Origin of the sequence: Nostoc sp. PA-18-2419 (genome assembly GCF_005869855.1) — a bacterium.
Lineage (GTDB): Bacteria > Cyanobacteriota > Cyanobacteriia > Cyanobacteriales > Nostocaceae > Nostoc.
The window spans coordinates 185,693-200,368 of the sequence record NZ_SZNH01000007.1 but is presented as its reverse complement, the minus strand read 5'-3'; the positions used below and the strand labels follow the sequence as shown (position 1 = coordinate 200,368).

Here is a 14,676-nt window from a genome sequence, read left to right as displayed (position 1 = left end):
CCCATTTATAGATAAAACCCCAACTTAGGCAACCCTAAGGTTTCATCCCAGCCCATCATCAGGTTTAAACACTGAATTGCTTGACCCGCTTGCCCTTTTATCAGGTTGTCAATTGCTGATATGACAATCACCCGACCTGTGCGCGGGTCAACTTCTACACCGATATAACAAAGATTGCTGCCATTAGCCCATTTTGTTTGGGGGTAAACGCCGCTACCGCAGACTTTTAGCCAAGGAGAGTTGCGGTAAAAAGCGGAAAAAATTGTAATTAAATCATCTCGTACAAGACCGGGATCGCGCATTCTAGCATATACAGTTGCCAAAATACCACGTACCATTGGGATCAGGTGTGGTGTAAATTGGATCGTCAGTTCGTGACCAGCTAAATCACTGCAAATTTGCTCAATTTCTGGGGTATCACGGTGACGACCAACGTTGTAAGCTGCAATGGAGTTGTCTGCTTCAGCTAGTAATAAGTTGGTTTTGGCTTGCTGTCCGCAGCCATATGTACCAGACTTGGCATCGATGATAGTTGTTTCTGGAATAATTAAGCCTTGTTTTAATAGTGGTGAAACTGCAAGCAGACTCGCAGTGGGATAACAACCAGGACAGCCAATAAGTTGAGCTTCGGCAATGCGATCGCGATAAAGTTCTGGTAATCCATAAACAGCAATTGCAGCTGTTGTGCGATCGCTTCTTTCTATGCCATACCAATTTGTATAAGTTGTCAAATCACTGAATCGATAATCTGCACTTAGATCCAGTACTTTACATCCTTTTTCCAATAGCATGGGCGTAATTTGCCAAGCCAGACCATCTGGTAAAGATAGGAAAACTACTTCACAGCGGCGAGCAATTATTTCTGGTTCTACGGCCTCTATTGGCAGATTAGCTGCGTGAGCCAAGTGTGGGTAAAGATCCCCTAAGGATTTTCCAATACTGTTCTCACCACCTAAATAAACCAGTTCGACTTCTGGATGATCCATCAGTAGCCGTACTAACTGTACTCCGCCATAGCCCGACGCGCCAACAATCCCAACGGGTACGCGTCTAAATTTGCCCATGATCCCAAATCCTTATCCCATGAATGGTTAATTCGTTCTCAGCTATCAACAATATCAGCCACCAGACGCAGATGAAACATAGGGACAGATAAGGGACTGACAAAATAAAAAATATCCCAAATTTTCTTGTGGGATGGGTGTCCTCACCTGTCCTATATTCAGGGCGGGCAAGATGACTATTCCACAAGAGAGATAATTTATTCTCTGGAAATCCCTAAGCAAGAAAATACTTCTTTATCCTCCGGTTGGTGAGCGTACCCCTGCTCTTAAGCAAGGCTGGGCGTAGCGTCTGGTAGAGAAGTCGAACTACATCTCCCCCATAGTGGCAAAAATTTTTGCCATGTTATCAAATCATTGCTAGTCTACTTCTCTGCCTTATAAAGGAGCTACAATCTAAAAGAAGAAATTGTTAAAAAAATTTACGTTGGTAGCTGGAAATCTTTCTGTGTCACAGCCTAAGACTACCCAAGTATTTCAATTCGATCCGATTGATGCCGCCTTGGCAGACCTAAAAGCTGGTCGTGTCATTGTCGTGGTGGATGATGAAAATAGAGAAAATGAAGGCGATTTGATTTGTGCTGCTCAATTTGCCACACCTGACATGATTAATTTTATGGCAGTGGAAGCCAGAGGATTAATTTGTTTAGCAATGATGGGCGATCGCTTAGATGAATTAGACTTACCATTGATGGTAAGCAATATTACAGATACTAACCAAACTGCCTTCACTGTGAGTATTGATGCTGGTTCAGATTTGGGCGTGACTACAGGCATTTCAGCCGAAGACCGCGCTCGCACTATCCAGGTTACTCTCAATCCAGCCACAAAACCTACAGATTTACGTCGTCCTGGACATATTTTTCCAATTCGAGCTAAGGCTGGAGGCGTACTCAAACGTGCAGGACATACAGAAGCGGCTGTGGACTTAGCTCGGTTAGCAGGGTTATACCCAGCTGGGGTAATTTGTGAAATTCAAAACCCTAATGGTTCAATGGCGCGGTTGCAGCAGTTAGTTGAATATGCTAGGCATCACAATTTAAAAATTATTAGTATTGCAGATTTAATCAGTTATCGCCTCAAGCACGATCGCCTGGTGTATCGTGAGGTGATTACTAAGCTGCCTAGTCAGTTCGGTCAGTTTGAAATTTACGCCTACCGCCATACCTTGGATAATACAGAACACGTCGCAATTGTCAAGGGCGATCCGGCTAACTTCAAAGATGAGCCGGTGATGGTGCGGATGCACTCAGAATGCTTAACTGGTGATGCTTTGGGTTCTTTGCGCTGCGACTGTCGAATGCAGCTAGTAGCAGCATTGAAAATGATTGAGAATGCTGGTCAAGGTGTAGTTGTATACCTGCGGCAAGAAGGGCGGGGAATCGGCTTAATTAATAAGCTCAAAGCCTACTCGTTGCAAGATATGGGACTGGATACAGTCGAAGCCAACGAGCGTTTGGGATTTCCTGCTGACTTGCGAGATTACGGCATGGGGGCACAAATGCTGATGGATTTAGGTGTCAAAAAAATTCGCTTAATCACCAATAATCCTCGTAAAATTGCTGGAGTCAAGGGCTATGGGTTAGAAGTAGTCGATCGCGTGCCATTATTAATTGAGGCCAATGACTACAATTCTTATTACCTGGCAACAAAGGCTAAAAAGCTGGGTCACATGCTGTTACAAACTTATCTGGTCACAGTAGCAATTCACTGGCAAGACGATCCCCAGTTAGTGACAAAACGTTATGAACGCTTAGAGAAACTGCGACATTTAGCAAGAAGCCACGATTTATTATTGCAGGAAGAGGCGCGTCCTTTAGGGATCGCTCTATTTAACGAGCCATCTTTAACAGTACACTTGGGTTTCGATCAACCAAAAGTTGCTAGTTCTGACTGGTATCGCCAAAGTGGTCATCCTTACTTACAAGCAATTTTCCAAATTTTGGATCAACTAGCAACTTTACCATACATCCAAAATCTAGAATTTCTGATTTCTTCTGGTTGCGATCCTTTGAGTAATTTACAAGTCCAACTAGATCGGCAGATGTTCTCGGATGGTACACTGCCTTCAGCAATTAGCGATCGCTTGGAGACACAGCAAATTTATAGCTTTAGCAAATAGGGACATATGTCCTCATATTGGTAGCATTTATCTGAATTTATCATCTAGCTCTAGCTCTTTAGCTAGAGCTATTTGTTTATGATGCTTATATGCTTAAATTAATAATCCAGCTTAAAAATACTGCTTATAACTCTGAGAAAGAAATAGAATTTGATATGGATGATAAATATGATGGTACACAACGTTTATTTGAAATGGCTGGGCTTTGACTGTATGTATTAGAATACGGAGAAGTACTTTTGGTAGATGAATTAGATAGAAGTTTACATCCAATCCTCTCCAAAACATTAGTTAAAATGTTTAACGAGCCAAAAATTAATAAAAATAATGCTCAATTAATATTTACAACTCATGACACCATACTCTTAGATGCAAAAATGCTAAGCCGAGATCAAGTATGGTTTACTGAAAAAGATAAAAGTATGACCAAGCTATATTCATTATCAGATTTTCGATCTCGTGAAGACGAATCATCACAAAAAGGTTATCTCCAAGGCAGGTATGGTGGAATTCCTTTTATTAATGGGCTAAGTATCAAAGGATTATGCCAAAAGGAAAATCTATGAATGATTAATGATTTGTTGATTTATTTCATCTATAAATTGGTCTGACCTGACGGTAAATATTAAGTAAATTTAGAAACTTATTACCATCAAAATTAATCGGATCAACTTTTTTACCAGAACGGTCTACTAGTTTGTGGGTAGTGATACGATCGTCTGGAACTTGGCTTTGAGCAATTAACCAAGCAAGAGAATTATATTGAGCTTCTGTATAGCCGCTGTGGGTTTCTTGGCTATTACTGTCATAACTATCTGGCGGTGTTTCTAAAGAAACATGATAAGCAAAATTATTCACAGACGCCGGCAAATTCGGATTAGTCTGCACAGTTTCTAAACCCTGGGAACCCTCAAATACTGAGTTAGCTGCACCAAAAGCTCGCTTTTCTGGTGGTACTAAATAAATTACCGTCCCGTCTAGCTTGATTAAAGCATGGTAACTTGCTTGCACGTTTTCATCAGTATGAGCTACTTGAAAAAAATTAATCGCGCTGGAAGCTGAATAACCAGTTTCATGAAGGACGATAATTGGTTGATTATGGACAAGTTTACCATTCGCATCTGTGGTGTAACGTTCTCCATAGTTAGTAGGGTCAACTGAAACAATTTGGTAATGAGGTCTGTAATATGCAAAAGCTTGAGTGGTTACATACCTTCCTACAGGCTGATTCATCTTGACTGGAGACTTAAGAACATCTTCAGATTTCTGCTTTGGTTCTTTAGCCGATTGGAATTGCGCCTGCGGATATTGACTCCAAACTGTAACCTCTGGTTTTGATGTATTAATAAGTCTAATTGTATTATTTTGTACTTGTCTTCCTCGTCCAATAAGCAGCACTATCATTAGAGCGGCGAATATCAACGAGATCAGCATTACTCTAGTCACCCAGTCTGTAAACCTCATTTTCCTTATACTCGTACAATCGTAGATATTAACTGATAGCTAAAATGAACTTTTTAGGGAATCTGAAAAACCTCTGTTTTGAAAAGCTTTGATACAAAAAAATCTCTGCTCAAACTTTTGCTCTGGAAACCTTTGACATACAAGAGCTATCCATTAGTTACATCTTTCTTAACAATTGAAAAATTGTTATCAAATGCCTGACACTTATTCAGGCGAATTGGCTTATTCTCGTAGGATAGTATAGCTAGCTATGTTACCCTACTGCCTATGGTATCCAAAAAATAATCTCTATGTACCTTAATTTTAGTGACAAATACGTTACTAGTATATGTTGGAATTCTAGGTAATTGTTTAAGAAGCTTCCTCTGTCTGCGGAACTATTTAAATATGGTCAAAATTATGGTGCTGTTATTTTCAGTATTTTTCTGGGAACCCTGTAGTTGTATACCGACTGCTATCACACCACCAGATTAGGTAAGCGTTATTTATGCAACTCATCACCTCGTTAGATATTAGGAATTCAGAATATTTATCCAAAAATCGGCTTATCAGTTACCACCACCAATTACGTCTAATTTTTTCTCTGGGTAATCAGGTAAAAAATGTTTTGGAAATTGGGATTTTTAATTCGTTGTTAACAGACCTCTTGAAAAACAATGGATACAACGTTACTACAGCCGATGTTGACCCCAACCTCAAGCCAGACATGATTTTGGATCTGACCACAGATTTTTCTTTGCCAAAAGATAAATTTGATGCGATTGTTTTGTTTCAAGTATTGGAACATTTCCCTTATGAACAGTCAGAACAAGCCCTGAAAAAACTTGCACAAGCAACAAACAAATTTTTAGTGATTTCAATTCCCTATTGCACTCAATATTTGGCATTTCAAATTAAAACTTCCTTCTCAGGTAGACCAAGGCATTTATTACTGAATGTGCCAAAATTTTGGAGTACAACACCAGTATGTAACGAGCATTACTGGGAAATGGGTTTGAAAGGATATCCCAAGAAACTGATTTTAAACTCCGTTGCCAAAGCTGGGTTAACTGTTAAGCAAGAATTTATCGATCCTACCTATCCTTATCATTATTTTTTGGTATTAGAAAAAAATTCTCATAATACTTAGACAGCAGTCTTAACTAAGGTAATAAATGTATTGAGAGTGGGAAGTAGGGAAATCCGAATCAGAAAATGGGGGCAAACAATGCTCAAAAAAGCAGCGATCGCTTAAGTTATGCTTTTAAAATCCTAATTGGTATCATGCTCTCATGTGTTCTCCGGGTTTATCCTTGGAAGCAGAGGGCAATATGATCATTTCAGATACTAACATCAAAGATTACGAATTATGTTAGAACAAGGCACTATCAGTATTCATACTGAGAATATTTTCCCGATCATCAAGAAGTCGCTCTACTCAGATCACCAAATCTTCTTGCGGGAACTGGTATCCAACGCTGTAGACGCCATCCAAAAGCTGAAAATGGTATCCCGCGCTGGAGATTACACTGGAGACTTAGACGAACCAGAAATCGTAATTGCGATTGACAAAGATAACAAGACACTCTCGATCTCCGATAATGGTATCGGGATGACCGCGGAAGAAGTCAAGAAATATATTAATCAAGTTGCCTTTTCTAGTGCTGAAGAATTTATTCATAAGTATCAAGGCAAATCAGATCAACCGATTATCGGTCACTTCGGTCTTGGCTTCTATTCCTCCTTCATGGTGGCACAAAAGGTAGAAATTGATACTCTTTCATACCGAGAAGGAGCGCAGGCGGTTCACTGGACTTGCGATGGTTCTCCTGCATTCACCCTAGAAGAGTCATCCCGGACAACTCGCGGCACTACTATTACTCTCACCTTGCAAGGAGAAGAGGAAGAATTTCTCGAAGGATCACGAATTAAAAATCTTGTCAAGACCTACTGCGACTTCATGCCAGTACCAATTAAGCTGGATGGGGAAGTATTAAATAAGCAAAAAGCAGCGTGGCGAGAGTCCCCGACTAATCTCACTCAAGAAGATTATTTAGAGTTTTACCGCTATCTGTATCCTTTTCAAGAAGAACCATTGTTGTGGGTACATCTGAATACTGACTATCCGTTTATCATCAACGGGATTTTGTATTTTCCCAAAATGAGGCCGGATGTAGATGTTACCAAAGGGCAGATTAAGCTATTCAGCAACCAAGTTTTTGTTAGCGACAACTGTGAAGAAATTATTCCGCAATTTTTGATGCCGATGCGGGGTGTAATTGATAGCACGGATATCCCCTTGAACGTCTCTCGGAGTGCATTGCAAGGCGATCGCACTGTGAAGCGAATAGGGGATTACATTGCCAAAAAAGTCGGCGATCGCCTCAAAGAACTTTTCCGCGACAACCGTGAACAATATACTAGTGTTTGGAAAGACCTCGGTACTTTCGTCAAGTTTGGCGTTCTTAACGACGACAAATTCAAAAAACAAATCGAAGACATCATCATCTTTCGCACCACTGCTAAGCTGACAGAAAAACCTCCAGCCCAAAGTCCAGCAGTTGAAGTACAATCTGCTGAAGGGGATGCTTGGCAAGATGTCACTCCCACAGCTAATAGTGAAAACTCAGCACCCACTAGTCCCTACACCACGCTCAAAGAATACTTAGAACGCAATAAAGAACGCCATGAAAACCGGGTTTTCTATAGCACTGATCAAGCAACCCAATCTACATACATAGAACTACACAAAAATCAAGGCTTAGAAGTCCTGTTTATGGACTCCTTCATCGATACCCATTTCATCAACTTCTTGGAGCGTGAATATAATGATGTCAAGTTTACACGGGTAGACTCCGACCTAGATAATACTCTCTTAGAACAAGACAAAGCTACGGAAATTGTTGATCCCAAAACCAACAAAACTCGCAGTGAGACTGTCAAAGAATTATTTGAGAAATCCCTCAACAAACCTAAACTCAASATCCGCACCGAAGCCTTGAAATCAGACGATCCCCAAGGAACACCGCCGGCGATGGTACTTTTACCAGAGATTCTCCGCCGCTTGCGAGAAATGAACGCTATGATGCAGCAGCAGACAGCAGAATTTCCCGAAGACCACATTTTGCTAGTGAATACAGCTCACCCATTGATTCAAAATCTGGCACATCTTAGCCAAGGCAGTATTATTCAAGGTGATGGTCAATCGCCTACAGATCAATTAGTAAAATTGATTTGCCAGCATGTCTACGATTTAGCGTTGATGTCTCAAAAAGGTTTTGACGCTGATGGGATGAAATCTTTTGTTGAGCGATCGAATGAAGTACTTACCAAACTGACGGAACAAGCTAGTAAATAGTGGTGAATGGGGCAAACAGGAAGTGTGGGAGGTGTGGGAAAATGTGAAGAAATCTTGCCCCTCTCTCCCCACACTTTCCACACTCCCCCATCATCCCATCTCCCCATCTCCCTTATCCCCTCTCCACTTCTGTTGCCTAAGTCCTAAAATGGAAAGGCTGTACTAAAATAACAATCTGGAGATAGTTGCTATGTCTCGTCGCTGTGAACTAACTGGTAAGAAAGCAAATAACGCTTATTCTGTTTCCCACTCGCACCGCCGTACTAAACGCCTTCAACACGCGAATCTACAAATAAAGCGCGTTTGGTGGGAGAGTGGAAATCGCTGGGTAAAATTAAAGCTGTCTACAAAAGCAATCAAATCCCTAGAAATTAAAGGGTTAGAAGCAATGGCAAAAGAAGCTGGTATTAATTTGAATCATTACTAATTAATCTGGATTTATAAACCTGAAACTCTCGTAAGATAGAATACAGGTGATTTTTAGGGTAGTATATTTGTATTACCCTAATTTTTATATTTTTGTCCCGGTGGAATATGGATGCGCTTTAGTTCCAACAACATCATCTTCACTCCCAGTTGCTCAAACTTAAATTTAGCTTACTCTAGTTGGCTAAGAGGCTGTGACAATTTTTGTTGGTTCATTGCTAAAATTGTCGAATGCTCAACGGACGCAAAAGCTTGTGGTTAGCGGTAATCGGCTACTTAAAATTTATGCAAGTGTCTGGTTCGGCTCGCTGCCACAGAAAAAAGCGCAATCTAAAAAAAAACCCCTGGAATCTCCAGAGGTTTCGGTTCCTGATTTAGTTTCTACTTTTACTACAATTTGTCTTCAGTCATTTCCTGATACGGAAGAAAATTATTTTATTTGGAATTTAACGCCTCGAATGTACTGGTTTTCGTACATTACGGGAGTTACGCCATAACTCATCGATTATTGAGAATGGTGAAAGAGATTAAATATTAGCAAAGCCTATTTATTTAGATTTTACTATTATAAATATTAATACTACAATAGTAATACGCTATGTATCCAAAAAATCAGGAACAGTGTAACTAAGCTTGAATCAGTAGCTTCTACTCTCTTGGAGAGAAACTTGCAAAGCTGGGTGCTGATAACTCTTAATTCAAACCCAGTCCTCTAGGAATGTCATACCATTACTATTTGTCTAAAATCACATTCGACCATAGTTAGATTTTTTAACTCTAACTTTAAGAAGTATTGGCAATGTTCCCCAGCAATAAAAATTATTTTCATCCTCAAGATAGATATAGATATAAGAAATATAGCAGATATTAATAGATGTATTTTTATTTCTATTGACAGATGTCAACCTGCTATAAATTGAATGATTATATCGTAACTTATTAGCAAATAATTTATCTAACCTGCTTTGATTTTAAACTTAGTGTCTAGCCAGGGAAAATGCAAATGGCTTAGACAAAATTGTGTTCAAAAATTAAATAGAATACTTATATATTTAAAGATGAGATTTGATAAGAAATTTCAAATTAACTATTATTTTTAAATATAAAATTTAAGACATAAAGTCATTATTTTTTTATTAGTGTGCAATATAAAGTTATTGTTAATATTCTATAAATAATATTTTATTTTTTATAAAAACTATTGACTAAATATAGAAATATTTTTAAATAAATAACAGTAGATGAAAAACTGGAATAGTTGTTACTTTTTTATTGATTTTCTATTCGATATATGTTCAAATCTATTATTATCTACTGATGAAAAATAACTACTTTTAAGGTAGAATAAGAAGTAGATTTGTAGTGACTCACACCTGACCTTGACTGTTTTTAGACTTTAATTAACGAAACAAGTTCAACCTCTTTTTGGGAATCAAAACTCTGAGCAGGTTGACCTCAAAACCCGTATTGCAGAATTTAGTAAAATCCATCAAAATAAGGGCTACCCCAAGGCTCGAAAGTGTTTGCCTATTACCATCAATCAGGGGCGAATGATCTTAATAAACACCATTACTACATTGGGCTTTAGGAAAGTCTGTCTAATTTTGGAATTTAACCAGTGAGTAGTTTACTGGTTTTAAGTGTTTTACCAATAAGTGTGACAATTTTGATTTTTAGTGTTTGCGCCTTTTGTGAGCGTAATCAATCCAGATAAAAAATCAAAAATTGTTTTACTGCTGTTTATTAACGCAAATAAAAGTTATGTCTGAGAGATAGTTTTGTCAAGGCTACTTACTATTTGCAGAGGATATTACTCTGCTAACTTTGTAGTATGATTTAGCTGCAATATTTTGCTCGATAGACATAATGAAAATCAGATGATATAGCTGATAGTTTTTATTCCAAGTAAAGACCATTGACATCGAGATTTGATTATTAGAGCGGAAATCAGAACAGAGAGAGAAGTTCGAGATCTGAAAGCTATCTGGCGCTCCAAATACCTGTTTACCAGACGAATAATTGTATATTTTACCTTCTTTGAAATCTGCTGTATCAGCTCACTAAAGATACCAATATTCAGCTAATTTCTGAGGATATTAGCGAAGTAATTTTTAGCATTATTTGCACACCAGGTAAATATTTAATCAATTTTCTAAGACTAATTAATTTTGCAGCTGTATATCAGGATTTGAAAAACAGTTGCAAAAAAGAACTTTGCCCACATTTGATAATTGACGGCAACTGGTAATAACTATGTCAGAATACTCCGGACAAAACAACGCTTCTGAAAACTATGACATGCACGAAAGCAAGTTTTTAACACCTTTTCAACGGAAAGCACTGCTAAAAAATTTGCAAGCTAATTTACAGCCAGAATATCGTCGGCGGATTGAAATTATGTTATTGGCGGATATGAGTAAATCTCAAAGCCAAATCTGTGAAATTTTAGGTTGTTCGCAGGAAATGGCACGGTACTGGATTGGCATAGCAGAGGCAGGTTTAGCGCATAAATGGAATGAGCGACCTATAGGTAGACCCAAAACTGTTAATGATCGCTATATTGAACGTTTAAAAGAATTAGTCAGTAATAGTCCCCGTGAATATGGCTATGCATTTACTTACTGGACAGCTCAATGGTTGAGCAAACATTTAGCAAATGAATTTGGCATTGTAATTACCGATCGCCATATTAATCGTTTACTCAAACAAATGGGACTTTCTACCAAACGCAAGAACTTGCAGTCCCAAGAAATTGACCAAAATAAGGATGCTGGCATTATAATTTCTGACTTGCAATCTAACTCTGAAGCTAGTATGCATTGGTCTTTTAATTTAATTCAGACTAACAACTAAAGTCATTTTTCATTGGTCATTTGTCTATTGACTAATGACCAATGCTCCATACTCAATGCCTAAATACTGTTTTGGAGGATAGAAAATGCCGTCAGCGTTTTCTCAGGAATATTTAGCTGAAAAACTCACCCAAAGTTTGGGTGAGTCGCTGTCAGATGAACAAATTTATCGGTGTCTGCAAGTTCTAGAAATTATTGAACCACCTGTAGCAAAGCAGTTCTGGGAAGCAACCACAGCTAAGCCAGGAATTTTTATCATTTTGAGTGGTAAAGCCAGACTGCTAGATAGTTCTAATAACTTAATTACTAGCCTTTTGTCTGGAGCCTCATTTGGCGAATTGACTTTATTTCCCCAAGAAAAATTTAGCCCTTATATTGCTAGAGCCTCAGTAAATTTAAATCTTTGTTATATCAGAGGAGAAAATTTAGAAGAGGTAATTTCCACATCGCTGAGTATCCGCGATCGCCTTTTGAAACGCGCCGAAATTAGAGATTTGCTGCTGTTATGTTCCGAAAATTTATTAATGGGACGTAATGGTTATATGGAGGAGATGTTAAAAGCACTATCCCTATTTCATCGCCACAATTTAGAGAGTGGTTCTTTAAATACTAATCTGACCAAAGATACTAAGCTTTGGTTACTTTACCGAGGAGAAATGTTGGATTCCAGTGGACGAAAATTGACACCTGGAAACATCTACCTAAATCCCAAACATGGAAATTGGCAGGTAGCGCAACCAACTATCGCTTACAGTTTGAGCAATGCCGATTGGCAAACAGCACTACAACATTGGCCCCAATTAGCAGACTTAATAAATTTCCAAGAGCGTCAAGCTGGACAAAAAAGTAGGGAGCAGACATTAGGGAATGGGGAAAGTTTTTCCCAATATCCAATACTAAATACCCATTACCCCTTATCCCCAAAGGGGGCCCCACCTTCCCCAACACCCATTAGTGCTAATTCCCAGAGGAAGCCGCGAACTCCCCAATCCCTAATCCCCAATGTCGAGCCGAAACAAAAGAAAAACAGACAACGAGTTTACTTTCCCAGTCCAAAGGTAAGGGTTAGACATTTGTTTGGGCGTTTGACTAAACGGTATCCGTTCTTTGAACAACAAAGCGCCTCAGACTGTGGAGCAGCTTGCTTGGTGATGATTAGTCGCTATTGGGGGAAGCGCTTTAGTGTTAACCGTTTACGAGATTTAAGCAACATTAGCCGCAGTGGCGCATCATTACAAGGTTTAACAGCAGCCGCAGAAAGTATTGGCTTTGCTACCCGTCCGGTGAAAGCCAGCTTGGATAAATTAGCACAGCAATCGCTACCAGCGATCGCTCACTGGGAAGGTAAGCACTATATTGTTGTCTATGAAGTCAATAAAAAGCGTGTAATTGTTGGTGACCCCGCCATCGGTCAACGCAGCCTGACTCCTAGTGAATTTCAAGCTGGTTGGAGTGGTTATGCTTTGTTATTACAACCCACAGCTTTACTCAGAGAAACCCAAGAATTAATTACACCATATTGGCAGTTTTTTGATTTAGTTAAACCTCACTCCCAAGTATTGATAGAAGTGTTTATCGCTTCGGTATTAATTCAGTTACTTGGATTAGTTACACCTTTATTTACTCAATTACTGTTAGATAGAGTGATTGTCCAAGGTAGCACTCTAACTTTAAATGCTGTTGGTTTAGGGTTGCTAATTTTTGGTTTTTTTCGCGTTGCAATCAACGGACTACGGCAATATTTATTGGATCACACAGCAAATCGCCTGGGACTAGCACTTTTGGTAGGTTTTATCAAACATACTTTTCGTTTACCCTTAGCTTTTTTTGAGTCGCGTTATGTTGGCGATATTGTCTCTCGTGTCCAAGAAAATCAAAAAATTCAGCGCTTTTTAACTGGAGAAGCACTATCTATTATTTTAGATTTGCTAACAGTATTTATCTATGTGGGATTGATGTTTTGGTATAGCTGGCAAATGGCATTATTCAGCTTGGCAATTATACCGCCTTTTGTCCTTTTAGCACTGATTGCTACACCTTTTTTACGTCGCATCAGCCGCGAAGTTTTTAATGCCTCAGCCACAGAGAACAGTTATCTGATTCAATCCCTCACTGGTATTCGCTCAGTTCGCTCAATGGCAATTGAGCAAACAGTACGCTGGCATTGGGAAGAACTGCTGAATAATGTTATTAAAAAGACTTTTAGCGGACAAGTAATTAGTAACCAACTTCAAGTTTTCAGTTCTAGTATCGAATCGCTGGTAACTACGGGATTACTTTGGTTTGGTGCATGGCAAGTAATTCAAAACCAACTGACTATCGGACAATTAGTCGCTTTTAATATGCTGTTAGGTAACATCATTCGACCTTTCCAAAGGCTAGTTGTACTGTGGAATCAATTACAAGAAGTGATTATTTCTACAGAACGTATTAATGATGTCTTAGAAGCAGAACCAGAAGAAGATTTACAACATCAACCCCGCCAGTCTTTAAGTCATTTAAATGGTCATATTAAATTTGAAAATGTGACTTTTCGTTATCACTCAGAAAGCGATATCAATGTGTTAGAAAATCTCAATTTTGAAATAAAACCCGAGCAAACTGTTGCAGTTGTTGGGCGTAGTGGTTCTGGTAAAACTACCCTTTCAAAATTGATTTTAGGACTATATCTGCCGACAGATGGCAAAGTATTAATTGATGCCCAAGATGTAACTAATATTTCCCTGCGATCGCTCCGTTCTCAAATTGGTGTTGTAGACCAAGATACATTTTTATTTGGCGGTACAATTCGGGACAACATTTGCATTGCTCATCCAGAAGCTCCCCAAGAAGAAATGATTGAAGCGGCGCGTCTAGCAGGAGCAGACGAGTTTATTGTGCAAATGCCAATGGGCTACGAAACCCAAATTGGTGAAGGTGGAGGTATGCTGTCTGGTGGACAACGCCAACGCCTAGCGATCGCTCGTGCTTTGCTTGGAAATCCCTCTTTCTTGGTATTAGATGAAGCAACCAGTCACTTAGATGCTGAATCTGAGCGGATTATTCAAAACAACCTCAAAAAAATTCTCCAAGGACGCACAAGTTTGATTATTGCTCACCGTCTCTCTACTGTGCGTCATGCTGACTTGATTTTGGTTTTAGATCGGGGGATCTTAGTTGAAAGCGGTACTCACGAGCAATTAATCGCCAAAAAAGGTCATTATTTCTATCTTAATCAGCAACAACTAGGAAGGGGACTAGTGGCTGGAGCTGAAGAAAAATAGATACTCGTATATTTCCCTCAAAGGCTCATTAATGAAGTTCAAAGGCTCATTAATGAGGTTCAAATCCTCATTAATGAAGTTCAAATCCTTATTCATGGAGTTCAAATCCTTATTAATGAAGTTCAAATCCTCATTAATGGAGTTCAAAGGC

Annotated in this window: 10 protein-coding genes; 8 read left to right on the top strand and 2 right to left on the bottom strand. The window is 39.0% G+C overall.

Annotated features, from left to right (window positions below):
• Positions 1–5: 5 nt before the first annotated feature.
• On the bottom strand, positions 6–1,064 hold the full coding sequence (gene argC / locus FCR06_RS09950) for an N-acetyl-gamma-glutamyl-phosphate reductase (protein WP_138499088.1): 1,059 nt from the start codon (positions 1,062–1,064) through the stop codon (positions 6–8).
• A gap of 445 nt (positions 1,065–1,509) precedes the next feature.
• On the opposite strand from argC, the gene ribBA reads away from it, so the two are divergent.
• Entirely contained in the window at positions 1,510–3,183 is a 1,674-nt protein-coding gene (ribBA, locus tag FCR06_RS09945; RefSeq protein WP_138499086.1) for a bifunctional 3,4-dihydroxy-2-butanone-4-phosphate synthase/GTP cyclohydrolase II, read from the top strand.
• A 209-nt stretch (positions 3,184–3,392) separates the two neighbouring features.
• On the top strand, positions 3,393–3,749 hold the full coding sequence (locus FCR06_RS09940; protein WP_317616811.1) for an AAA family ATPase: 357 nt from the start codon (positions 3,393–3,395) through the stop codon (positions 3,747–3,749).
• A gap of 25 nt (positions 3,750–3,774) precedes the next feature.
• On the opposite strand, the gene FCR06_RS09935 is transcribed toward FCR06_RS09940, so the two are convergent.
• On the bottom strand, positions 3,775–4,647 hold the full coding sequence (locus FCR06_RS09935; RefSeq protein WP_138499084.1) for a peptidoglycan recognition family protein: 873 nt from the start codon (positions 4,645–4,647) through the stop codon (positions 3,775–3,777).
• Between the two features lie 487 nt (positions 4,648–5,134).
• Between FCR06_RS09935 and FCR06_RS09930 the strand changes: the two genes are divergently transcribed.
• The 6 genes from FCR06_RS09930 (at position 5,135) to FCR06_RS09905 (ending at position 14,525) form a co-directional block, all read left to right on the top strand.
• Complete coding sequence (locus FCR06_RS09930) at positions 5,135–5,776, top strand: class I SAM-dependent methyltransferase (RefSeq protein WP_138499082.1); 642 nt, start codon at positions 5,135–5,137, stop codon at positions 5,774–5,776.
• Between the two features lie 219 nt (positions 5,777–5,995).
• The gene (htpG, locus tag FCR06_RS09925) at positions 5,996–7,984 is read left to right on the top strand and encodes a molecular chaperone HtpG (protein ID WP_138499080.1); all 1,989 of its coding nucleotides are present in this window, start codon (positions 5,996–5,998) and stop codon (positions 7,982–7,984) included.
• 190 nt (positions 7,985–8,174) lie between these two features.
• Positions 8,175–8,411 carry a 50S ribosomal protein L28 gene (gene rpmB, locus FCR06_RS09920; protein WP_138499079.1) on the top strand — a complete coding sequence of 79 codons (237 nt, stop codon included), beginning with the start codon at positions 8,175–8,177 and terminating at the stop codon, positions 8,409–8,411.
• Positions 8,412–8,604: 193 nt separating this feature from the next.
• The gene (locus tag FCR06_RS09915; RefSeq protein WP_138499078.1) at positions 8,605–8,907 is read left to right on the top strand and encodes a hypothetical protein; all 303 of its coding nucleotides are present in this window, start codon (positions 8,605–8,607) and stop codon (positions 8,905–8,907) included.
• A 1,756-nt stretch (positions 8,908–10,663) separates the two neighbouring features.
• Positions 10,664–11,263 carry a helix-turn-helix domain-containing protein gene (locus FCR06_RS09910; RefSeq protein WP_138499076.1) on the top strand — a complete coding sequence of 200 codons (600 nt, stop codon included), beginning with the start codon at positions 10,664–10,666 and terminating at the stop codon, positions 11,261–11,263.
• Between the two features lie 85 nt (positions 11,264–11,348).
• Positions 11,349–14,525 (top strand): peptidase domain-containing ABC transporter, encoded by a 3,177-nt coding sequence (locus tag FCR06_RS09905; RefSeq protein ID WP_138499074.1) that lies wholly within the window; start codon positions 11,349–11,351, stop codon positions 14,523–14,525.
• The last annotated feature ends 151 nt before the right edge of the window (positions 14,526–14,676 follow it).

What these genes read in the sequence shown, in the direction of transcription:
- argC (WP_138499088.1), bottom strand. Translation starts at nt 1,064, where the DNA reads ATGGGCAAATTTAGACGCGTACCCGTTGGGATTGTTGGCGCGTCGGGC.
- FCR06_RS09935 (WP_138499084.1), bottom strand. Translation starts at nt 4,647, where the DNA reads ATGAGGTTTACAGACTGGGTGACTAGAGTAATGCTGATCTCGTTGATA.
- FCR06_RS09930 (WP_138499082.1), top strand. Translation starts at nt 5,135, where the DNA reads ATGCAACTCATCACCTCGTTAGATATTAGGAATTCAGAATATTTATCC.
- rpmB (WP_138499079.1), top strand. Translation starts at nt 8,175, where the DNA reads ATGTCTCGTCGCTGTGAACTAACTGGTAAGAAAGCAAATAACGCTTAT.
- FCR06_RS09910 (WP_138499076.1), top strand. Translation starts at nt 10,664, where the DNA reads ATGTCAGAATACTCCGGACAAAACAACGCTTCTGAAAACTATGACATG.
- FCR06_RS09905 (WP_138499074.1), top strand. Translation starts at nt 11,349, where the DNA reads ATGCCGTCAGCGTTTTCTCAGGAATATTTAGCTGAAAAACTCACCCAA.